This window comes from Erythrobacter sp. S267, from assembly GCF_057365045.1.
Window position 1 is genome coordinate 2,576,532 of the sequence record NZ_CP200298.1, and the last position, 21,919, is coordinate 2,598,450.

23 protein-coding genes are annotated in these 21,919 nt (G+C 55.5%); 9 read left to right on the top strand and 14 right to left on the bottom strand.

Going from position 1 to position 21,919, the window contains the following annotated elements:
• Positions 1-3: 3 nt before the first annotated feature.
• From AC0V6X_RS12085 to AC0V6X_RS12100, 4 genes are all read right to left on the bottom strand, one after another.
• Positions 4-3,084 carry a hypothetical protein gene (locus tag AC0V6X_RS12085; RefSeq protein WP_486184793.1) on the bottom strand — a complete coding sequence of 1,027 codons (3,081 nt, stop codon included), beginning with the start codon at positions 3,082-3,084 and terminating at the stop codon, positions 4-6.
• Positions 3,081-3,443 carry a hypothetical protein gene (locus tag AC0V6X_RS12090; RefSeq protein ID WP_486184794.1) on the bottom strand — a complete coding sequence of 121 codons (363 nt, stop codon included), beginning with the start codon at positions 3,441-3,443 and terminating at the stop codon, positions 3,081-3,083. The genes AC0V6X_RS12085 and AC0V6X_RS12090 overlap by 4 nt, the downstream gene beginning before the upstream one ends.
• Positions 3,444-3,457: 14 nt before the next feature.
• The gene (locus AC0V6X_RS12095; RefSeq protein WP_486184795.1) at positions 3,458-4,033 is read right to left on the bottom strand and encodes a hypothetical protein; all 576 of its coding nucleotides are present in this window, start codon (positions 4,031-4,033) and stop codon (positions 3,458-3,460) included.
• Between the two features lie 77 nt (positions 4,034-4,110).
• Positions 4,111-4,761: a hypothetical protein gene (locus AC0V6X_RS12100; protein WP_486184796.1), complete on the bottom strand. Its 651-nt coding sequence runs from the start codon at positions 4,759-4,761 to the stop codon at positions 4,111-4,113.
• A 62-nt stretch (positions 4,762-4,823) separates the two neighbouring features.
• Here AC0V6X_RS12100 and cas1 point away from each other — a divergent pair, with 62 nt between their 5' ends.
• The gene (gene cas1, locus AC0V6X_RS12105; RefSeq protein ID WP_486184797.1) at positions 4,824-5,894 is read left to right on the top strand and encodes a CRISPR-associated endonuclease Cas1; all 1,071 of its coding nucleotides are present in this window, start codon (positions 4,824-4,826) and stop codon (positions 5,892-5,894) included.
• Here cas1 and AC0V6X_RS12110 read toward each other — a convergent pair.
• A complete protein-coding gene (locus tag AC0V6X_RS12110; RefSeq protein ID WP_486184798.1) occupies positions 5,891-6,205 on the bottom strand; it encodes a helix-turn-helix domain-containing protein in 315 nt (104 codons plus the stop codon). The genes cas1 and AC0V6X_RS12110 overlap by 4 nt on opposite strands.
• An 18-nt stretch (positions 6,206-6,223) precedes the next feature.
• On the opposite strand from AC0V6X_RS12110, the gene AC0V6X_RS12115 reads away from it, so the two are divergent.
• The 3 genes from AC0V6X_RS12115 (at position 6,224) to AC0V6X_RS12125 (ending at position 10,017) form a co-directional block, all read left to right on the top strand.
• A complete protein-coding gene (locus tag AC0V6X_RS12115; protein ID WP_486184799.1) occupies positions 6,224-6,835 on the top strand; it encodes a hypothetical protein in 612 nt (203 codons plus the stop codon).
• Between the two features lie 194 nt (positions 6,836-7,029).
• Positions 7,030-9,297, top strand: coding sequence for a GmrSD restriction endonuclease domain-containing protein (locus tag AC0V6X_RS12120; RefSeq protein WP_486184800.1), 2,268 nt, complete (start codon positions 7,030-7,032; stop codon positions 9,295-9,297).
• Between the two features lie 246 nt (positions 9,298-9,543).
• Positions 9,544-10,017 (top strand): thermonuclease family protein, encoded by a 474-nt coding sequence (locus AC0V6X_RS12125; RefSeq protein ID WP_486184801.1) that lies wholly within the window; start codon positions 9,544-9,546, stop codon positions 10,015-10,017.
• 40 nt (positions 10,018-10,057) lie between these two features.
• Here the strand turns inward: AC0V6X_RS12125 and AC0V6X_RS12130 are convergent, their stop codons facing one another.
• The 4 genes from AC0V6X_RS12130 to AC0V6X_RS12145 form a co-directional block, all read right to left on the bottom strand.
• On the bottom strand, positions 10,058-10,657 hold the full coding sequence (locus tag AC0V6X_RS12130) for a BglII/BstYI family type II restriction endonuclease (protein WP_486184802.1): 600 nt from the start codon (positions 10,655-10,657) through the stop codon (positions 10,058-10,060).
• Positions 10,658-10,660: 3 nt separating this feature from the next.
• Positions 10,661-11,314, bottom strand: coding sequence for an MT-A70 family methyltransferase (locus tag AC0V6X_RS12135; RefSeq protein WP_486184803.1), 654 nt, complete (start codon positions 11,312-11,314; stop codon positions 10,661-10,663).
• Positions 11,315-11,401: 87 nt separating this feature from the next.
• Positions 11,402-12,442 (bottom strand): ribonucleotide-diphosphate reductase subunit beta, encoded by a 1,041-nt coding sequence (locus AC0V6X_RS12140; RefSeq protein WP_486184804.1) that lies wholly within the window; start codon positions 12,440-12,442, stop codon positions 11,402-11,404.
• A 200-nt stretch (positions 12,443-12,642) separates the two neighbouring features.
• The gene (locus AC0V6X_RS12145) at positions 12,643-13,791 is read right to left on the bottom strand and encodes a radical SAM protein (RefSeq protein WP_486184805.1); all 1,149 of its coding nucleotides are present in this window, start codon (positions 13,789-13,791) and stop codon (positions 12,643-12,645) included.
• Between the two features lie 154 nt (positions 13,792-13,945).
• On the opposite strand from AC0V6X_RS12145, the gene AC0V6X_RS12150 reads away from it, so the two are divergent.
• From AC0V6X_RS12150 to AC0V6X_RS12165, 4 genes are read left to right on the top strand one after another with little or no spacing between them, the layout of a single operon-like run.
• Entirely contained in the window at positions 13,946-14,599 is a 654-nt protein-coding gene (locus AC0V6X_RS12150; RefSeq protein ID WP_486184806.1) for a CDP-alcohol phosphatidyltransferase family protein, read from the top strand.
• A complete protein-coding gene (locus tag AC0V6X_RS12155) occupies positions 14,596-15,216 on the top strand; it encodes a lysophospholipid acyltransferase family protein (protein WP_486184807.1) in 621 nt (206 codons plus the stop codon). The genes AC0V6X_RS12150 and AC0V6X_RS12155 overlap by 4 nt, the downstream gene beginning before the upstream one ends.
• Positions 15,217-16,179, top strand: a complete 963-nt coding sequence (locus AC0V6X_RS12160; RefSeq protein WP_486184808.1) for a phosphatidate cytidylyltransferase — start codon at positions 15,217-15,219, stop codon at positions 16,177-16,179.
• Positions 16,180-16,190: 11 nt separating this feature from the next.
• A complete protein-coding gene (locus AC0V6X_RS12165) occupies positions 16,191-16,739 on the top strand; it encodes a hypothetical protein (protein ID WP_486184809.1) in 549 nt (182 codons plus the stop codon).
• Between the two features lie 10 nt (positions 16,740-16,749).
• Here the strand turns inward: AC0V6X_RS12165 and AC0V6X_RS12170 are convergent, their stop codons facing one another.
• From AC0V6X_RS12170 to AC0V6X_RS12185, 4 genes are all read right to left on the bottom strand, one after another.
• Complete coding sequence (locus AC0V6X_RS12170; protein WP_486184810.1) at positions 16,750-17,040, bottom strand: hypothetical protein; 291 nt, start codon at positions 17,038-17,040, stop codon at positions 16,750-16,752.
• Positions 17,037-17,222, bottom strand: coding sequence for a hypothetical protein (locus AC0V6X_RS12175; protein WP_486184811.1), 186 nt, complete (start codon positions 17,220-17,222; stop codon positions 17,037-17,039). The genes AC0V6X_RS12170 and AC0V6X_RS12175 overlap by 4 nt, the downstream gene beginning before the upstream one ends.
• A 77-nt stretch (positions 17,223-17,299) precedes the next feature.
• Positions 17,300-17,671 carry a PilZ domain-containing protein gene (locus tag AC0V6X_RS12180; protein ID WP_486184812.1) on the bottom strand — a complete coding sequence of 124 codons (372 nt, stop codon included), beginning with the start codon at positions 17,669-17,671 and terminating at the stop codon, positions 17,300-17,302.
• 94 nt (positions 17,672-17,765) lie between these two features.
• Positions 17,766-19,811, bottom strand: a complete 2,046-nt coding sequence (locus AC0V6X_RS12185) for a ribonucleoside-diphosphate reductase subunit alpha (RefSeq protein WP_486184813.1) — start codon at positions 19,809-19,811, stop codon at positions 17,766-17,768.
• A 551-nt stretch (positions 19,812-20,362) separates the two neighbouring features.
• Here AC0V6X_RS12185 and AC0V6X_RS12190 point away from each other — a divergent pair.
• Positions 20,363-20,953, top strand: a complete 591-nt coding sequence (locus tag AC0V6X_RS12190) for an HD domain-containing protein (RefSeq protein ID WP_486184814.1) — start codon at positions 20,363-20,365, stop codon at positions 20,951-20,953.
• Here AC0V6X_RS12190 and AC0V6X_RS12195 read toward each other — a convergent pair.
• Positions 20,950-21,861: an alpha/beta fold hydrolase gene (locus AC0V6X_RS12195; RefSeq protein ID WP_486184815.1), complete on the bottom strand. Its 912-nt coding sequence runs from the start codon at positions 21,859-21,861 to the stop codon at positions 20,950-20,952. The genes AC0V6X_RS12190 and AC0V6X_RS12195 overlap by 4 nt on opposite strands.
• Between the last annotated feature and the right edge of the window lie 58 nt (positions 21,862-21,919).

Below are 21,919 nucleotides of genomic sequence, written 5' to 3' on the forward strand. Positions count from 1 at the left end.
AGTCTACTGCTTCTTACCAAACCTGTCTGCCAGTCGCCGCCGCAGATTGGAAGGGTCGGTTCCCAAGTCCCTAGCTGTTTTCCTCAGCCCGGAATCTCCAATCAGCTTTTTAAGCGCCTCCAGCTCGTCGCTTTTTCGCCGTTCCTTTCGCCTGAAATAGCGCGCAAGCTTATCCATCCCCGCCGCTTCTTTGCTTGCTAGCTGAGAGCTGCAATCTGCTTTCAGGAAATCGGATAATCTCTTCACTGTTATCCCGGCATAGATCGAAATCTCATAGGTGCTGAACACCACGCACAGTCGCTTCAACTTGGCTTGCAGTTCGGCAACGTGTTCGGGGTGCATCCCATAGAGAGGTTGCGCCGATGGATCGAAACCCATGCTGGCCTGTCGTTCCAAATCGTTGGCTTCCTTGCCGATATGCACGGCGCTGACTGCACGAATATGCCTTCTCTCGGTTTTACCAGTGTCGAGATAATCGCCGTTCAAAAACTTGTTCTCTGGCTGCAAATGATATTGTGCCAAAGCTTGAGCAAAGGTCTTGAGCTCCTCGATAGGGACTGGCTCGCCAGTGTTGCGATCAAAGGCTTGCCTTGCCGCTTTCGCGGGATCGGTTTCGAAAGGCGAAATCGGAGCGAATGAAGCCTTTTTGGTCTTTCGCTTTCGGCCCTCGAGTTCAAGCGTCTCGCTAGCATCTATCGGGGCTGCGAAGAGTGCAGTGAGAAAACCAAACGGCTTCACCTGCTCATTGTAAGCCTTACCCTCATTGAAGCGCTTGAACCATCGCTGCACCGCTGGAGAAGTTGCTGTGTATTGGCTAATTGCTGGCAGTCGCAAGGAAGAGTGAAAACCCAAATCGACCATCTCCGGCCTATCGCTTCTCATCGCCTCGATGATCTTGAACCAAAGATCATGTTGCCAAAGCGAGACGCCAATCTCGCTTAGCTTCGCCTTGGGCGTGGGTATCGACCTTGCAGGGTTTTGCTCATTATAAGGTGCGCGCAAGTGGCCTAAGCCATGCGCCGACGCTTTGCGGATGATCGGCTTTCCATCATCGCCGCGATTGTAGAGAGCATATCGCTTAGCAGAGATCGCAAGGCAGTAGAGCGGCTCGTGTCTGCCGCTCCCATCCAAGGCAAAATTAACGCCCTCGCTCTTGAGGATCGGGCCTTCGAAACCGTAGGGATTGAGCGCACCAAACCAATCGATGATCTCTTGCACTGCGCACTGGAATTGCTCTTCGTCCATGACTTCGGACTTTGCCAAAGCCATGCTGTCGGTATCGCAGAACGCCCAATCCAATCCCTGTTCGATTGCGAGCGTTTCTGTGATGGCAAGCATCAAGCGCGCTGCACCAGCGATAAGCGTTGCTAGCAAGGGATGGAAGAAGGTTCCGGGCTGCTCGACTTTGGAAGGGAAGCTCGCAAAAGCATTATCCTCCCCGGCAAATACATCGGTCCTTTCGTGCGCCTTAGCATCCTCGACGTTCATCTCAACGAATATGCCGTAACTGGTCGCATTCGCCATGATCTTGAGAGCGTGCTGCTGGATATCGAGCATCTCTCTTTCGGAGAGATCAGATTGGTTGAGCTTCGCCTTGGTTTCCTGTCTAAGCTCTATCAGGCGCTTGTAGAAATCGTCTTGTCTGGGATGGATTGAGTAATCAACGTGCCCGCCAACCTCGAAGCTCTTGAGGTTGGCTTGCGCGGTAGTTGGCCTGAATTCGATGGCCTCAATGACAGTTGGAGCCTTGCCTGAGAGCAATGTCGAAGCGAGACAGTCGGCAAGCGTGAACCACTGGCCGCGCTTGTTGGTCAGATGGTTCAGGCCGATGGTGGCTTGGTCCGCATCAGCATATTTCGCTCTTACAGGGAAGATATCGCTTTCGGGAGCAACCCGGACAAGGATTGGAAGCGCAAGCCAAGCTTCCCTGCTTTGAAGCTCGCCAAGAATGTCGCCTTGCAGGATCGCCTTGGCTTTCTCGGTCGCGTCCTGAGTTTCAATCCCGTTCGCTGTTGCGAAAGACCAAAGCCCCATCAGGGTGCAAACGGTTGGATACATCGATAAGAAATCGCAGAGCATCACTTGGCACTCTGAGCGCCGATTTCCCACTTCGGAACGACCGCCATAATAGGCCGACATGATTTTGCCGATGATCGCTGGATCAAAATCAGGCTGACATTCGCGCCAAGGCTTCACGCCCATCGCCTTCAGACATGCTTTGCCAAGACTGGCCTCGCTGTAGATTTTCTCTGGCGATGTGCCTGCAAGCGCCAGTTGGTCGAAGCGTCCAATGAGTTCGCAGTAGCACTCCCAAGTCGCTTGAACGTCTCGCAAAGCGTAGTCGAGAAATTCATCCGAAATCGGCGCTTCGAAATCGTCATACTCAATCTTGCCGTTCTCCACTCCCAACGTCTCGCAAAGCGAGGCGAGCGAAAACGATCTGGCAAGCAGCGCATTGGCTAGCGTCTTACAATCGATGAAATGCCCGCGCTGAATTGGCTCTTTCTTGCCTAGCTTGACCTTGCTTCGATTGGTCCGGCTTTTCATCGGGGCGGCGAACTGGATGAAAGCCGCCTTCGCAGAGATGTGTTTGACCTGAAGGTTTGGGCGGCGCTTGTCCTCGCTAAGCGTGAACGAAAATCCGCCCTTCATTTTACCGCGAGCTGGACTGGATTTGGCAGCAATGCGCGAGATATCGAAAGGCAGATTGAAGCCGATGATGGTTCCGCGATAGTTATATCCGATGGTGAAAAGGATCGCATCGACAAACTCGGTCTGTGTCAGACATTCGAGATCATTCTGGGCCGCATATCTCTCCAGTTGCTTCAGCTCAGCTTGGGTTACATTCTCCGGTGCGTAGAACAGCCCTTCTTCCAGCAAAGCGCCTGATTGCCTGATTTGGTATGTGCCAAATCGAAGCGATTGGGTGGAGTCAATCCGCGTTTCGCAATCGAAAACCAAATGCCAATCTGAGGCTCCCACTTCCGTCCGTTGGTAGCTCTTCTTTGGTGTCCCTTTTGCGGTGTCGCTCACCGCGAAGGCTCTTAGTGAGATCGGCAATTCGTCTGTAATTTCGACGGTCATTTATCATCCCTCGACCTCGCTTCCGCGTTGGCAAGATCGATGAGGAGATGCGCGAACTCCCTGAGTTTCTCGACCACAACTCCAAGCAGGTCGGCTAGGCCGAGAAGGAAATGTCCGATGCGATCCAAACTAGTGTCAGCGTCAGGATCGAAATCGGGATGGTCCTTCTGTAGATCGCTTAGCTTCCTGTGGCAGTTGGCGCAGACAATGACCGTTGCTTGATCGCGTCCGAAGTCTGCCACATGATGTGCTTCTAGGCATTGCCAGGATCGCTCGCCACATGTCCCGCAAATGGGGTTGTTGCTTCCAAGCTTTCGAAGCCGCTGCTGCTTGCGGCGCTCTTGGTCGTTGCGCTTCATTATTTATTCTCAGTCTAAGCGGTGATGAGGCGATAGATATCTTCGAAAATCTCGTTTCCAGAGTTTGCTAGGCGGTAGAGAGTGTTTCCATCGGTCTCGAAGACATGAGCTTTTCCTGAGGTGTCACGCACCGATTTGCCAATGAATGCCGCCAAGAGATCGGCATCATTCGAATTGATGAAGGCTTTCACGGCTGCGAGATACTTGCCGTTCAATGAGGCTTGCTCCAATCCGGCGAGCTTTCTGGTTCGGGCCTCGCCATTGGAAATGACAAGCATCCTGCGAGTGGCTGGGTCAGAGATGATCCAAGTCTTGCCCTTCCGGGTCGCAAGCTTGTTCTCTCGAAGAAAGCGCCTGAACCTCTCGACAGAGACCCCGGCTTCCTTGGCAGCGGCAACTTGCGTCCCGGTGCGCCTCAGAGCTTTAAGCGCAGCTTCAAGCGAGGCTTCACCCCGCTTGACTTTCGATCCTCGAATTGGGCGCTCGCCAGCGCGGGCATGACCCCTCGCCTGAGCAAGGCTTAGACCACGCTTCTTCGCGTTCGCTATGCGCCGTGCGTATTCTGCTTTGTAGTCGCGTTTCGTTGCCATGCCCCAATTTGAGCTGGGGGACAGGGCTAGAGTCGAATCCTCTTATCCTCATGTGCCGAGCGCAATTCGAAATCGACTTAGTCGACGCTAATTTGCTTTTTCCCGCAATTGGCAACGATATATTTTTCGATATTCGTATTGCTTAAACCATTGCCCGGCGAATGCGCTGCGCCGAGTGCCTCTCGAACCAATTGGCAAGCGCTTTTCCTAGGCAATTGGCAGAATTCGGGGTTATCCCGAATTAGGTCTGAGATTGCTGAATTTATCGCTTCACCTGATCCTCTTGAGGGCTTTTGCGGAACTTTGATCGCGTTGGGATCGCAGATTTTCAAGCGCCCGTATTTTATGCCGTTGGCTTCGAGTGTTCCCATTTCCCAATCAGGCTCGTGGTAATTGAAATCCTCAGGATCAATTTGGACAGGCGCACCACTGCGAGATGGCGAAACGCGATATGCAGTAGCGATAAGCTGCTCGTTATAGAGGTCGGTAAGCAACTCGTCTTTGAGATGCTTTTCCAACTTTTGCTTGTCGGTGCTCGCATTGCTGGCGGTATTGAAGGCTTTGGCAAATCCGAGCCAACCCCCGAAATCGGAGATACGTGAGAACGCTTCGATAAATCCGGGCGCGCGATCATATTCTTCGCCCAATTCGCTTGGCGCAAATCTAAGCCAAGCATCATTTAGCGGGACACCAAATTCCCAGAACAAATTAGCTTTTTGCGAAGCCATTTATGTTGGATTTATCCTTCTTAATTCGAGACAGATGAATGCGAATTTGCTAGTTATCCTAAATGCTTGAAACATCGATTAGCGACGCGAATTGCAATAACGATAATTGGGCGAATCGGTCCGAATTCTGGCTAAAGCAATATGGCAATTCCCTGCCAAATCGAAAATTGCGAGAACGCAATCCCGCACCCCTAATTCTAAATGGGCATGGTGTCTCATTGCGAATTGAAAATGGGACATTGGTCATCCGCGATGGCTTTACCCATTATCCGCAAAAGCGGGCCGATTATCGCTTTTTCCCCCGCGACCTCGATTTGCCGTCCCGTATCCTATTGCTCGATGGCAGCGGCACTCTCTCGTTCGATGTCCTGACTTGGCTAGCAGAGCAAGGCGTTGCACTTGCTCGCATCAAAGCGAATGGTGAGATTGCGACTGTTGCCAGCGGAACGGGATATGCCGCTGATCGCGAAAAGGTCGATTGGCAATTGGCTATGCGCGCTGATTTATCGAAGCGATTGGAATTTGCGGCTGATCTAATTCGCCGCAAAGTCCTTTCCAGCATTCCGACGCTTGAGGTTTATGTCCCACCTTCAAAAACGCGTGAAATGGCATTGGCAAAAGCCAATTCCGCTATTGAGCGATTGGAAAACGAAACCTTCGAAGACATGAATGCGATATTCGCTATCGAGGGCGAATGCGCATCAGCCTATTTTCGCGCTTGGCAGGGTTTACCTGTGAGCTGGAAAGGAATTGCGCGTCGCCCTGTTCCGCAGGAATGGCACGCTTACAATTGGCGAAGTTCTCGCGCCACTGGCAAGAAAGCTGAGAACCGAAACGCCTCCCATCCCGTCAATGCAATGCTGAACTATGCCTATGCGGTGAAGCTCGCCAAGCTGCAGCTTGAAGCCATCGCAGATGGGTATGATCCTACCATCGGGATCATACACAAAAGCAAGCGCGGAAGCCCGGCTTGGGCGCTCGATATGATCGAGCTGGAACGCGCCTCAGTAGATGCGCGAATTTTGCAGCTTGTGGCGGATCAAAAGTTTGCAGCGGCAGATTTCATTCTGAAGAAGAATGGCGGTTGCAGGCTTTCGCCTCAGTTGGCACGCATGGTAGCCTCGCTCGTCTAACTCCGCTTCTTTCGACCCGGCTTAAGCCCAGCAATTTCGCCCGTGATTTCGTCTGACCGAAACAGCTCTAAGAGAGCAACTTCGAGAACGGCGGCGATCTTATCGAGCGTATCGACACTAGGGTTTTCATCGCAGCGTTCGATGCCGCCGAGATAAGATCGATCAATCGAAGCATCAAAAGCTAGTTGCTCCTGCGAAACGCCTTTCGCAACGCGAATGCGCTTGATGTTCTTACCGACAAGATCGCGGCCCTTCATGCCCGCGATAAGGCGTTTAATAGCGGCTATAAAACCACTGGATATATCCATCATATTAAGGAAATGGCTGTATTGAAGTCTCTCCAATCAATGGAGTTTGAGATGATGCGATTTGCTTTGCCATTCATCGCAGCACTGGCCTTTCCAAGTGCATCGATAGCGACCGAACCAATGGCCCCCGTTAGCTCTGGTGCGTCCGCCACCTTGGCGAGAGATATAAATGAGTTTGAATTGGGAGTGCCGATATCTCAGGCCACTAGTCGAGTGGAGGTAGTTTTCGCTCAAGGTGAGCTTGTCGAGTCAGAGCTGGACGGCATCAAGTATGATTTTGGAATCTGCCCATCAGGACAAATCTACCGCATTCAGTCTAGCCAATCTTTGGGCAATTTCATCCCGGACGCAGAGTTTATCTCCGGTCTGCAAAGCAGGCTTTTTCGGAAGTATGGGCGAACCAATCCCAATGCGTCAGGCAATTGGAGCTGGGAATTGATCGAACCAGTCCGCTATTCAGACGGGCAAGTTCACCAATTCAAAACGAATTGGTTTTCGGCCCGTGTTTCTGGTGGATATGGGTCTCCCGTAACGCTCGAAATGACAATGATCGATTTTCGGATTTGCTGGGAAGGAAAAATGCGGGAGAACCAGCAACCTCGCTCGGATGCCTTGGATGACGTAACTTTCTAGGCTGAATGCGATGATAAATTTAGTCACGAGGGATGGTCGCGGTAACCGTCCCTGACGAACCAAAAAGGAAGGTTAGTCAGCTGCGTCGGTCTTCAAAGATAACTCACCCACGTCCAATGCTGCGCAACTTATTGACTCAAGTGACGTAATCACTGCATCCCGAAACCGTCCTAAACTACGGAATTGGCCGGCTAATGAAGAATGCACAGAAGCCCGATCACATAAGCTTGAACACGCTTATTTCTCGTTTGCGAGAAGGACGATATGTAATTCCCGATTTCCAGCGAGATTTTGAATGGAAACCTTGGGATATCCGCGATCTAATTCGATCAATCTTCCTCGACTATTACATCGGCAGTCTATTGCTTTGGAAAGGCAAGCCAGACAACTTTGATGCGCTCTCTTGCGAGCACATTTATGGCTTCGAGGGCATCCCTTACGCCGACCACAAGGAGCGAGGGAAACCTGAGCACATTGTTCTCGACGGCCAGCAACGCCTTACTGCGCTACACTATGCGATGTTCGCACCTGAAGTGCCGCTCCCAAATCGATCCAATCAGGCCGTTTATTACGTCCAAATCGATGAATTTATGGCAGAGAGATATGACCAAGCGTTCAACTACGATTGGTGCTCACGAAAATTCATGGGCGTATTGAACAACACGAATAAGCAGTTCGCCTCCCACATTTTTCCAATCAGAGTCTTTGGAGAAAGTGGGTGGGCCTTGCCGAATTGGGTCCAAGGATACGAAGCGTATTGGCGGAAGGAAGAAGCCAACGCCAATGAGATTGGCGATGAGCACAAAGCGAGTCATGCCGCTCGATGCGTTGAGAACGCTCAAGCGTTCGGCGAACTCCTTAAGGGGCTGACTGAGGAGTATCAGCTCTCATACATTGAATTAGATGAGGAAATTGGTCTCGATAAAGTCTGTGATATCTTCACACAGATCAACAGTCGTGGCGTCCAATTGGACGTGTTCGATCTCATAAATGCCCTACTAAAGCCACGCGGCCTCCAATTGCGCCATATGTGGAGAGCTGCATCTGACCGCCTAGAGTTTGTCGAAAGCGACAAAATGAACGTCTATGTTTTGCAGGTCATGTCGATACTACGACAGGCGTATTGCTCTCCAAAATATCTATACTTCTTAATTCCTAAGACCAAAAAGCCTGTAAGGGATGAGGATGGCAAGCGAAGGGATGAGGTCTTAATTCGAAACACTGACGAGTTCGACACGCTTTGGAATGACGCAGTGGATGCTCTTGAGGATGCAATCGAAACGCTACGCCATCCTCACGAATTCGGCGTTATCTCAGCGCAGTATATTCCTTACGTTTCCATTCTCCCGGCGTTCTCTGCGCTACAGAAACACGCTGAAGGGCTAGCTCCTGAGATTCGCTTATCAGCCCAAAGAAAGATCAGGCTTTGGTATTGGGCCTCTATCTTCTTGAATCGGTATTCAGGCTCAGTGGAATCCACTGCTGCAAGAGACTTTCTGGCAATGAGCCGATGGTTTCTTGAAGATCAGCTTGAGCCTGATTTCGTTCTCGAATTTAGGAGCCGATATGCTGCGATTGACCTTCGTCGGGAAGTGAAACGAGGCTCTTCAATTTATAATGGCATCTTCAACTTGCTCGTCATCCAAGGGGCGCGTGATTGGATCACTGGGAAAGTAGCCACCTCGGATGATCTCGATGACCATCACATTGTCCCACGGTCATGGGGCAAAGCAAATCTGAAGCGCAATGCAATCGACACAATTCTCAATCGAACGCCGCTAAGTTCCGATACCAACCGCAAGATCATTCGTGATCGCTTGCCCAATAGCTACCTGCCTGAGTGGATCGAGAAGAACGGGGAAGAGTCTGTTCGGGCGATTCTCGAAAGCCATTTTATCTCTCCGACTGCGTTTGACATTCTCATGCGAAAGGATTTTTCGGCAGACGATTTTGAGGATTTTATTGCCGAGAGAAATAGAACCATACTTGCCGCGATAGATAGCTTGCTAGTCAAAGAGCGCCTCGACCTCCCTCCCAATCTTCGGAAATTGGATAAGGAAATAGAAGCGGTTGAGCTATCGCTGCGTTCATGTGTGAATTTTGCTCTTGATGGAGACTGGGCCTTGGTTCCAGAGCACATTGCTCAAAAGATCAGTGAACGCCTAAGCGCTGCAAGCCGCAAGAACGCTGCGCTAGACGCCGACCGATACCAAACCCTTGACGGCAGATTGGAGTTCTTTGACCTGAGAGAGCTACAGGCTGCAATCACCTCTAAAGCTCTATGGCAGCGCTTCGAGCAGCGCTTCGCATCGAAAGAAGCTCTAAACAACAAATTCGATCAACTAGCAGAGCTGCGTAACGGAATTCGGCACAGTAGGGCCGTTTCTGAGGTTGCCCAAAAAGAGGGCGAGGCCGCGATAATCTGGTTCGGGCAAGTTATGAAAGCCCGCGAAAAAATATAGAGCAGCCAAGCAACCAACCCATCGAGAGCAGAGACACAAGGATTACCAAAGTGTGGTCAAATTTCCCTTGTTTCGCAGCTATCACTATACCCCCCGGATCAAGTCCGGGGTGACGAAGGAAGTGGGAGGCGCCTCTTCACCCGATTTTGACGATCACCGCGCATCTTGCCCGTCATGGGCAAGGTTATTCCGAACAATCGCTGGGCCAAGGCCAGCGCGAATAGGAAGCGTGGAGCCAAGTGGTATATGCTGGCACTGATTGCATTGCCGCTGGGTGCGTTCAGCGCGATCCTGTTTGCACCCTCGCTTAGCGAAGGTCCGCAGGCCGAGGCGGCGAGTTTTGCCTCGGTTGAAGTGGTTGATCGGGAAGAGGCTACCTTCCCGCTCTGCTCCGGCCCCAAGCGCACAACCTGCGTCGTGGACGGCGACACGATCTGGTATCGCGGCGAGAAAATTCGCCTCGTCGGCTTCGACACGCCCGAGATCAGCAATCCCGGCTGCGCGCGCGAAAGACGTCTGGGCGAGCAGGCAAAATTACGCTTGCAGGAATGGCTCAACGAAGGCCCGTTCAGCCTAGACCCCAACCCCGAAGGCCGGAGCGAGGACCGCTACGGTCGGAGCCTGCTGGTGCTCTCCCGCAAGGGCGAGAATGTCGGCGACATGCTGTTAGCCGAAGGGCTGGCGGAGACGCGCGGCGGCTGGGGGAATGAGTGGTGTTGAGGGGCTTTGCGAAGTGACAAATGACGCAGCTGTCAGGCGCCTAAATCAATTTGTCTTCGACAAAGAGTGCTTTGCTGATCCCGAAGACAACAATTGGGCAACCGCCTCCTGCGCCTCCGCGCAATCGTGGGAGTAACTTGCCCATGTGGGTAGTCGAGTTGCCATAACTCTTACCCTTCCCCAGCTTGTCGAAGATTGTTTGAAGTTCGGAGCAACGTGTTATGATCACACCTACATCGATGACTTGAAGATCAAATAGCAATCGAAAGTTATTTAGATCCCGGTCATAGAACGGGTCTTTGTTGTTCCACTCGACTTCTAGAGCCACGCGGCCCTTAAAGCAGTCTACTTTGTGCGTGGGTGACGGGCGTTCATTGCCATCAACCACTATGGAAGTATCGAATTGCGTCTCAACCCATCCGAGGTCTTTGAGGGGTTGCTCTAGTCGAGCCACAATCTTGGAGCGATTCTTACCCGGGGCCAAGACTTCCGTCCGAAGCAGCTTAAACTTCCGCAACGCGTCTTGTATCTCTAGCCACTCATCAGGACAGGCCGTTTGAAGCACTCCGACTGCATTGCGCCATTCATGCACTTCATAATCTGACGATATGTCTTTCGGAACAAGGTGATCCGTCGTCACTGTCTATTCCGCAGGGACCACTGAGGCGCTATTATTCGCGTAAGTTGCCCAATCGGGCTCGTAGCTTTCATCAGCTTGGTTCCCCCAAACAGTCCAGCCCTTTCGAACACCTCGACTAAATAGCTCGATACGAGGCCCCCAGCTGCAACCCTCAATTATCGGATATTGCTCGTCGGGCTTCCTGCTATGTTCGCGCTTCTGGCTGCGAATAATGTTTACCTGACGGCGCCCCATATCGAGTGTTCGGACGTTCTTTCCGCGCACGCCGAAGAGTAGCATTTCCGTGACATTGCGGAAGTAGAAGCCAACGCCACGACCATCTGGTCCACCGTCTTTCCTGACTTTTTCCCAAATTATGTTTGAGACGTAGCGAAAGCCCCACTCCTCCATCACGCGCATGCCCTCAGGCAAAAGCGCATTGGGAACCCAAAGATATAAGTGCGCTCGATCGGCGGCGATTTCGGAAACTGGAAGTTCACAAATCTCGTCGAGCTTCATCGTGCCATAGCGATTAAGGCGCTTATGCTCGGGAGCGACCTTTCCAGTTCGATTCTGAAACTGCCAAGGCGGGTCGGCCAAGATCGTACCAAACTGCTTGCCATTTGCTGTGCGAAGCAAGCTGGCAGCAGGCTCTTGGCTTCCTGATGGGTCGAGCATTACAGAACCTCCGCTTTGGAACAAAACGAGATCTGAATTAGTTATGGGCTGAGGTCAAGTGACCTCAGCGCCATATCGGCGGCTTTCTTACTCCGCCGCTTCAAACATATCCGGGCCGTCATCCACGGCACCATCCTCGTTGACCGCTTTTGCCTTCTGGCGGTTGTCGAAGCTCGACCAGACGTCGTTCCAGTTGCCCTTGGTTGCGCCCTTTGAGTACTCGGTTGCGCGGGTTTCGAAGAAGTTGGCGTGCTCGACGCCGTTGAGCAGTGGGCTGAGCCACGGCAGCGGGTGCTCTTCGATGTGGAATTGCGGTTGCAGGCCCAGCTGGCCCAGACGCCAGTCGGCGATGTAGCGAATGTAGCGCTTGATATCCTTGGCCGTCATGCCGTTCACCGGACCCATCTCGAACGCCAAGTCGATGAAGGCGTCTTCGAGGCGCACGGTCTTCATGCAGATGTCGAGGATGTCTTCCTTCACCGCCTTGGTCAGGCAGTCGCGTTCCTCACAGAAGGTGTGGAACATCTTGATGATGCCTTCGCAGTGGAGCGTCTCATCACGCACCGACCATGAAACGATCTGGCCCATGCCCTTCATCTTGTTGAAGCGCGGGAAGTTCATCAGCATCGCGAAGGAGGCAAACAGTTGGAGTCCTTCGGTGAAGCCACCAAACATGGCGAGCGTGCGGGCGATATCTTCGTCCGTGTCGACGCTGAACTGGTGCATGTAATTGTGCTTGTCGGCCATTTCCTCGTAATCGAGGAAGGCGCTGTATTCGCTCTCCGGCATGCCGATCGTGTCGAGCAGGTGCGAGTAAGCGGCGATGTGCACCGTCTCCATATTGGAGAAGGCGGCGAGCATCATCTTGATCTCGGTCGGTTTGAACACGCGGCCATATTTGTCGTGGTAGCAATCCTGCACCTCAACATCGGCCTGGGTGAAGAAACGGAAGATTTGGGTGAGGAGGTTACGCTCATGCTCGGTGAGGTTTTGCGCCCAGTCGCGGCAGTCTTCGCCCAGCGGCACTTCTTCGGGCATCCAGTGGATCTGCTGCTGGCGTTTCCAGAACTCGTAAGCCCAGGGGTATTCGAACGGCTTGTAGGTATTGCGGGCTTCGAGCAACGACATCTTGTGTTTCCTCTGATTGGCTTGAGCGACTCATATAGGGAATCAAACTACGAAACCGAAGACAAGCAGGTATGATTCGCTGGGGATAGAACGTGCATTTTCTGAGTCGAAGCGAGTCGCGGCTCGCCATTGCCGCGCGCACTTGCACGCGGCTCACCATCTTAAGATGCATGACTTGCAAGAGGGGGTGATTTGTCCCGTCAGGAACGGACGAGTTCCCGCAGGCCCTCCATCAATTCACGCGCCATCGAAGGGGGCGGCATGGCGCCGTGCTGCTCGATATGCGCGAGGCGTTTGGCGCGGCCCTTCAAGGTCGAGCTTTCGCGGCGGACCGAATGACTGATCCCGCAAAAGGCGTTGCAGCGGCGCATCTTGGCGCGGATGTCGTGGGCGGAATTCCAGAAGCGGGTGAAGTCGCCGGGCTGTGCCAGCTTCTCCCCGCGGAATTGCTGGCCAAAGCACAGGCGCGCAACGCCGTAATGGTTGATCATAACGTTGCGCTCATAGGTGTCGCAAATGTGATCGCGCGTGCGATTGACCGAAGACCAGCCGAGCTGCGGATTGCCACTTGCCTGGAGTGAGGCGAAATACATGCCGACCTGCTCGATCCAAGTGGGGTTGAGGCCGAGCGCGTACTTGGCGTCGCATTGGCGGATGATTGCCATCAGCTCCTTGCCATCGACGCCGTGCTCCTTGCCGAAGAAGGGGTCAACGATGCCGTTGCCGCCAAAGGTCGGCTGGAGGAAGTTGAGCTTCAATTGATCGGCGCCAATGTCGTTGAGGACGAAGTCGTAGAAGCCGTCGATCAGTTTGTAATTGCTCGCAAAGACCAGCCCCATGACATAGATCCGGGTGTTCTCAGCGCCCAGCTCTCGCTTGGCTTCGACCAGCAGGCGCAGCGCGCGCACGGCCTTTTCGAAGGCGCCATCAACCCCGCGCGTTTCATCGTGGATCGCCTTCACATGGCTGTTCAGGGAGATGGAAATCTCGTGCGGCCCCTCCTCCACCAAACGCCGCGCCATTTCCGGGCGGCGGATGCGAGTACCGTTGACAACGGAGAGCACGCGGATGCCACGCTCGCGAGCCCCTGCACACAGGTCGAAATAGTCATCCGCGTCGAGCATCGGCTCACCTCCGCAGATCACCAGATTGGCCCCTGCGTTCATTGCCGCCAGCTCGTCGAGCACCGCAAGCTTCTGGTCGAGGCGGAAATATTGGTCGCGATCATCGTCACTGCGCTTCCAGAAATCGCAATGGGTGCAGCGCAGATTGCAGCGCTTGTTGATCTCCATGAAGACGAAACGCGGGGGAGGGAGCTGGGCAGGCTTAATTCGGGGAGCGGGATTCATTGGCGGCGTACTCTCGCGCAAAATATAAACCCTCGGTGTTGGTGGGGGTAGGCCAAGGGGCGCTGGCTGTCCATAGACACCGGTTTTTATCAATTGCCCCCTAACAAGCAGCTGTTTCCGCGCTAGAAACAGTTCGGATAAGGGGATCAGAGCGATGAGTGTCGAGAACAGGCGGCCGCTGGCAACGCGAAGTGCGGGTTGGGCGAAGGCGGTGGCGCGAGGTCTGGCAGGCATTGGCCTGACGCCCAATGCGATATCCGTGATCGGGATCGGCTTTGCAGCCCTTGGCGCGTGGTGCTTCTGGCTAGCGGGCGATGGGAAAGCGAGCGAGTGGCTGTGGCTGGGCGCGGCTTTGGGCATCCAGCTGCGGCTGCTCGCCAATATGCTCGACGGGCTGGTCGCGGTGGAGGAGGGCAAGGGTTCTGCCACCGGGCCGCTCTACAACGAATTTCCCGACCGCGCAGAAGACGCGCTGCTGCTGATCGGTGCGGGCTATGCGGCGGGCGTGCCGGAGCTAGGATATGGCGCGACGATTCTGGCGTTCGGGACGGCCTACGTTCGCGCGCTGGGCGGGTCGCTGGGTTTTGAGCAGGACTTTGTCGGACCGATGGCAAAACAGCACCGGATGTTTGTCCTGACTGTGGGTGCAATCGCGGCTTTCTGCATCAGCGCATTCTTCGCGGACTTCGCGGTGACTGCGGTTGAAGTCATGCGCTGGGTCCTTCTTCTGATCGTCGCAGGATCAGCCCTCACCTGCGTCATTCGTCTGCACCGGATCGCCAATCTGCTTCGGGCAAAAGCGCAATGATCGCCCGCGCAGTCAGCGAGGCTCTGTTTGGCGCAACGCGTTTCCTCGTCGGAGGCCATCCGCGCTGGAAGGGGTGCGAGCCGTCGCAAAAGCAACGCATCTATTTCGCCAACCATGCGAGCCACCTCGACACGATCATCCTTTGCGCGGCCCTGCCCAATTGGCTGCGCGAGACAACGCACCCGGTTGCGGCAGCGGATTATTGGGGCAAGGGCGCGGTGCAGCGTTTTGTCGCTCTGTCGGTGCTAAACGCCGTCTTGGTCGAGCGCGGAGGCAGCCGCGATCCGCTCGCACCTCTTCGCGACGTGCTGGAGAGTGGGGAATCGCTCATCATTTTCCCTGAGGGCACCCGCAGGGCCGAGGCTTTGCCGGGCGCGTTCAAGGCGGGGCTATACCACCTTGCGCAGGACTTTCCGGAGGCCGAGCTGGTGCCGGTCTACCTCACCAACCTCGCACGCGCTTTTCCCAAAGGCGCGATGATCCCCGCGCCCATCACATCCTCGGCATGGTTCGGAGAGCCGCTCCAACTGCAAGAGGGTGAGGCCAAACCCGACTTCCTCGCCCGCGCGCAAGAGGCGATCGTCAAACTGGCCGAACCCGATCAGGGAGACACATAGATGACCATCCCCGTGCTCAACCTCGCCGTCAGCCAGACGATGATCACTCTATTTGGCGGCGTCTTTGCGCTGCTGCTGGTCGCTTCGGTGATCGGCTTCACCCTGTCCAAACGGGCGACAACCGAAGGCGCGATTGCGACCGTCTCCAACCTCAATGCGCGGATCAAGGCCTGGTGGCTGATGATCGCGATCTTTGCCCTCGCCTTCCTGTTCGGAAAGACGGTGACGGTGGTGCTGTTTGCGCTCACCAGCTTCTACTGCCTGCGCGAATTTCTCTCGATCACGCCCACGCGGGCCGAGGATCACACTGCGACCGTGGCCGCCTTCTACCTCTTCATTCCGCTGCAATATTGGCTGATCTGGAGCGATTGGCAGAGCCTGTTTTCGATCCAGATCCCGGTCTGGGCCTTCCTGCTGCTGCCACTGCTGGCCGTGCTGAAGGGGGAGACCGAGGAGTTCCTCAACCGCTCTTCCAAGATCCAGTGGGCGCTGATGCTCAACGTCTATTGCATCAGCCACGCGCCTGCTTTGCTGCTGCTCGACATTCCGGGCTATTCGGAGAACTTCCTGCTGCTGTTCTTCCTGATCGCGGTCGTCCAGCTGTCAGACGTAATGCAATATGTGTTCGGCAAGCTCTTTGGCAAACACAAGGTCGCCCCGCGCGTCTCACCTGCAAAGACATGGGAAGGCTTGATCGGAGGAGGCCTCTCCGCCGCAGCCGTGGGCGCAGCCCTGTTCTGGATCACGCCGTTCGCGCCTTGGGAAGCGGCACTGCTCGCGCTCACCATCGTCTTTGCAGGCTTTGCCGGAGGGCTGGTGCTCTCGGCAGTCAAGCGCTCACTCGGCGCAAAGGACTGGGGCACGATGATCGAGGGGCATGGCGGCGCGCTCGACCGGATGGATTCGGTGAGCTTTTCTGCGCCGGTCTTCTTCCACCTCGTCAATTACTTCTTTGTGCCGTGAGGGGGTGAGGCGTGATGCTCGCCCTCATCGCGATCTGGGCTCTGGCCGAAGCGACTTTGTTCTTCATCGTCGCCGACGTGCCGATCATGGCGCTCGGTATCAAAGCAGGATGGCGGAAGGCGCTGGTGGGAGCAGGGGTCGCGGCTGTGTTCGCGGCGATTGGCGGACTAGCGCTACTGCTTTGGGCCAAGGGTAATCCCGCCCTCGCCGAGACGATCATGGCCGCCGTCCCTGCAATCGACGCCGCGCTGATAGAAGAGGTCGACATCCATTTTGAGGAGATGGGTTTTGTCGGCATGGCGATCGGCAGTTTCACTGGCGTGCCGTACAAGCTCTACGCTCTCGCCGCCTCGCATTACCCTGCCGGAGCTGGCTCTCTGGCGCTGTTCTTCCTCGCCTCAATCCTCGCCCGCCTGCCGCGCTTTGCGCTGGTGGCGCTGGTCGCGGGATGGCTTGGCCCCAGGCTCGTCGAAAGGTTTGGCGCGTGGATTGTTTGGAGCGGCTTCGTGGTCTGCTGGACCGGCTTCTACCTCTGGTATTGGAGCGTAATGGGCTTCTAGAGCCGCGCCCTTACTCCCGACGCCGTTTCTTCGATCCGAAGAAGCTCCCTCCGCCCAGCACCGTGACGCCTAGGAAAAATCCAAAGTCGTACCAGCCGCCCGAATTGGGTACGGCATAGACCGCGATGTCCGGGGAGAAGAGCGATCCGATCCAGCTCCACGGGAAGATGAAGCCGTGCCATAGCCCCCAGAAAAATCCGGGCGCCTGCGGGTCGGCGCTGACACCTGCGTCAATCTGGCTCGCACAGGCTGAAACCAACAGTGCGAGCGCGGCGGCGGCTAGGACCCGTCCCACACTCATCGCAGGACCTGAAGCAGCACGATCATCCAAAGCACCGGCACAAACAGCGCCGCCATGATGATGTGCAAGCGCCCGGCATTGGCGAGGTGCCCCTCTCCCGCTTTGATGTGGCGCATTCCGTTGAGCACAAAGGCCAGCGCGACAAGCGTGCCCGCAATCGCGACCCAAATTTCCAGTGGCATGATCTGCCTCCCTCTCGTCCAATCGAGAGAGTGACACAAATTTCAACGAAGCGCGAGAGGCTCAGTTGAAGCGGTGCTTAGATAACGCGGCGCAGGGGAAGGTTACCCATCTGGCCCTCGGCGGCGTCCTTGGCCTTGTCCCATTCCTCGTTCTTGAGGTGTTTATAGACCGTGGCGGCCAGTGGCTTTACGAATTCCAGCCCGACGCGGTCTCCCTGACGCCAGGCAACTTCGGCATGAAAGGGACCGCTACCGGCAATCTCTACCTTGACCAATGCGCCCAGAGCGAAGCCGCGTTGCGGATCATCCACCCGGCACCCGCCCGGAGAGAGGTCCTGAAACTGGATACACCATTCAAGACCGCGAGGGTTTTGCGCAGACCCCTCGGCCCGCGTGCGAATACGTTCGCCCTTGCGACCTTCCATCGTCGATTTGCTGCGATTCAACATAATGCTGATTCACGTAGCGGAAAATGGTTAAAGAAAAGGCCCCGAAGACCTCTCGGGTCCGCGGGGCCTTTTAGATGATTGTCTGGTCAGGAGCTTACTGACAGCTGAGGCATTCCTCGTAATCGGTTTGCTCGCCCGCTGTGGCGGAGAGTTCGATTTTGAGTTTTTCGTCCGTGTTGTCGGCTTCGACGCCGCCGGCAAAGCCTGCGCGTTGGACCGATTTCGAGCGGAGATAATAGAGCGACTTGATGCCCTTCTCCCATGCCTGGAAGTGGAGCATCATCAGGTCCCACTTGTCCACGTCAGCCGGGATGAACAGGTTCAGCGACTGAGCCTGATCAATGTAAGGCGCGCGGTCGGCGGCGAATTCGAGCAGCCAGCGCTGGTCGATCTCGAAGCTGGTCTTGAAGCTCGCCTTTTCCTCGTCCGTCAGGAAATCGAGGTGCTGGACGCTGCCGCCCCGCTCAAGGATCGAGTTCCAGACATTGTTCGAGTTCTTGCTCTTCTTGTCGAGCAGCTTTTCCAGATAGGGGTTCTTGACGATGAAGGAGCCCGACAGCGTCTTGTGGGTGTAGATGTTCGCCGGGATCGGTTCGATACAGGCGCTGGTCCCGCCGCAAATGATCGAAATCGACGCGGTCGGCGCGATTGCCATTTTGCAGGAGAAACGCTCCATCGCGCCCATATCGGCGGCATCGGGGCACGGGCCACGCTCTTGCGCAAGCAGCATACTCGCCTCAGACGCCTTGGCCTGAATGTGCTTGAACATTTTGAGGTTCATGGCCTTCGCCATCGCACTCTCAAAACCCAGGCCTTTTTGCTGGAGGAAGGAGTGGAAGCCCATGACTCCCAGACCAACCGAACGCTCCCGCTCAGCGGAGTAACGCGCGCGCGCCATCTCATCCGGGGCGCGGTCGATATAGTCCTGCAGGACGTTGTCGAGGAAGCGCATGACGTCTTCGATGAATTGCTTGTCGGTTGACCACTCGTCCCACTTTTCAAGGTTGAGCGAGGACAGGCAGCACACGGCGGTGCGGTCATTGCCCAGGTGGTCGATGCCGGTCGGCAGAGTGATTTCCGAACACAGGTTCGACGTTGAAACCTTCAGCCCCAGATCGCGATGGTGCTTAGGCATCATGCGGTTCACTGTGTCGTTGAACACGATGTAGGGCTCACCCGTTGCCAGGCGGCACTCGACCAGTTTCTGGAACAGCGAGCGTGCATCGACCGTGCCGCGCACTTCACCGGTCTTGGGCGATTTGAGATCGAACTCAGCACCATCGCGGACCGCTTCCATGAATTCGTCGGTCAGCAGAACCCCGTGGTGGAGGTTCAAAGCCTTGCGGTTGAAGTCTCCGGAAGGCTTGCGGATTTCGAGGAATTCCTCAATCTCAGGGTGAGAAACGTCGAGGTAGCACGCCGCCGACCCACGCCGCAGCGAGCCTTGCGAAATCGCAAGCGTCAGCGAGTCCATCACGCGCACAAACGGAATGATACCGCTGGTCTTGCCGTTAAGGCCAACCGGCTCACCAATGCCGCGCACATTGCCCCAATAGGTGCCGATGCCGCCGCCCTTAGAGGCGAGCCAGACATTCTCGTTCCATGTGCCCACAATCCCGTCGAGGCTGTCGGAAACCGAGTTCAGATAGCAAGAAATCGGCAGACCGCGGCTGGTACCGCCGTTCGAAAGGACCGGCGTTGCGGGCATGAACCACAGGTTCGAGATGTAGTCATAAAGCCGCTGAGCATGCTCCTGATCATCGGCATAGGCATCCGCGACGCGCGCGAAGAGGTCCTGATACTTTTCCCCTGGAAGCAGGTAGCGGTCAGTCAGCGTTTCCTTGCCGAATTCGGTCAGGTTTGCATCGCGCGCCTCATCGATCTCGATGTCGAAGCGGCGGTCATTGACCTTTTTGCTGTCGACGTCCCCCGCGCTCTTGGCCGCTTCGGCAACAGCATTGCCGAGCGCTTCCGCCGATTTGGCTGCAATCAGCTCTTCGCTGCCAGCGTCTTGGCTTTTCATTGTCACGGCCTTTTCGTCCTTCGCCTTGGGAGCGCTTTCCTTTGCGGGAGCTGCCGTTTCCACAGCGTCTCCGGTTTCCGCATCACTCAACACTTCGTCACCCGCTTTAAATTCCATGTGATTGCCCCACTAAAACTCGACTTCGAATCGGGCGGCGCTATTCCTTATAGCGGAAAAGTCGCTTTGTTCCGATTCTGTTCTACACCAATTGATCGACAGCTTTTCCCCGATTTGACCCCAGAGTTAGCCCCTTGAGCCAGCAGATCAGTCCGCCAAAACTTGTCTTGCGCCCCGCGCTTTCGTCCAAACTAGAGCGACTCCTCCCCTGAACGCGCCAAGCTCTTTGTGAGGGAGGCGCGCCAGCACTCCCGTGGGAGTGGGCACTATAGATTGGGGGTCCAGCGCGAACCGAACCCCTAGATGATGAATCAGAGGGGACTCAGCGTCAACAGCGTATTAACCGTAAATGATGGCCTACGCCGCCAATTATTCCATTGTGCAGTGCAGCGACGCGCGGGAAAAGCTTGAGTCGCCAGTCGCGCAACCCCCAAAATGAATCTGTGAAGAAAAATGTGGTGATTGAATCTTTTGAATCCAGCGTTGAATCAATCGCACGAGGACCCGCAAGATTGTTGCGTCTTGAGCAAAGGGGGCCGAGAAACTGATCCATGTTGGACAAAGTAGATCCCTACCTCCTCGCCAATCTCAAGACGCGCCATGGCGAAGCGCAGCGCCACTATCACGACTGGACGCATGTCGAGGCCTTGCTTGCCCATTTTGAGAAGGTGCACGGGCAGATCAGCGATCAGGTCGCGGTCGTCTATGCGATTTTGTTCCATGACGCAGTCTATAACCCCAAGGCGACTGACAATGAGCAGCAAAGCGCAACGCTGCTGATCCAGAGCGCACCAGACATCCCGCAGGCAAGTCTCTCTCTTGCGCGCAAGATGATCGAGGCAACCGATGGTCATGCTCTGCCGGCGGACTTGCTAGGTAGTGATCTGTCCGATTGTGCGCACTTCCTCGATATGGATTTGGGCATTCTCGGGGCTAGCGCGGAACGCTTCGATATCTACGAAGCTCAAATCAGGCTTGAATACGCACATGTGTCGGCGGACGCCTTCCGCAAGGGCCGAGCTTCTGTGCTGCGCCATTTTATGCGGCGGGACGAGCTTTACTTCACCCCGTGGGGCAAAGCCACTTTCGAAACGCAGGCGCGCGCAAATCTGATGCGCTCCCTCGCTCTCCTAGAGGCCTAGGCAGCGACTGCCTGCTCACCAGCCAGCGCCTCTTTGGCGTGGGTTGCGACTTCTTTGGCCAACCGATCAATCAGCGCCACCGGTAGATCGTGCCCCCATCCCGGAATCGTGACCAGCTTCGCACCTGCAATATGGGCGGCGGTGTCGATCCCGCCATCAAGCTTGACCAGTGGGTCATCTTCGCCATGCAGCACCAGAGTGGGCATGTCGACGCTGGTGAGCCGTTGGCGACGGTCTCCATCGTCAACAATCGCCGCCAGTTGGCGCGGCAGGCCCGCAGGATAGAGACTGCGCTGCATATTCGCGATGATCTTCTCGCGCTGGCGGTCCGGATCAAATGGATAGCCTGGCGAGCCAATATTCTTCGCGATGTTCAAGCCGTGCTTCACCACCACCTCTTCATCGAATGACGGGAGCGGCGCGGTCAGCGCTTCGATTGCGCTCTTATCGGCTTGAGGCAGATGCGGGTTGCCTGTGGTCGACATGACTGAGGTCAGCGAGAGCAGCTTTTCGGGGTGATTGATCGCCATCAGCTGCGCGATCATCCCGCCCATCGATGCACCCACAACGTGAGCCTGTTCGATCCCAAGCGCATCGAGCACGCCCGCCCCATCAGCGGCCATATCAGCAAGCGTGTAGGGCACTTTCGCCTTCCACCCGATCTTCGCGCGCAATATCTGCCAGGGGAGGCTGGGTGCCTTGGCCCCTTCGAATTTGTGTGAGAGGCCAATGTCGCGATTGTCGTAGCGGATCACGCGGTAGCCATGGCCAACCAGAGCATCGACAAATTCCTGCGGCCAGAGCGTCATCTGCGCGCCCAACCCCATCACCAGCAGAATGGTCTCGTGCGAAGGGTCGCCATGTTCGTCGTAAAACAGCTCGAGACCATTGGCGGTGATATGCGGCATTGAAGGCCCTTTCGGATCAAATCAGTTTTGTTTCCAGACCAAAGCCGGTTTGCCAGTT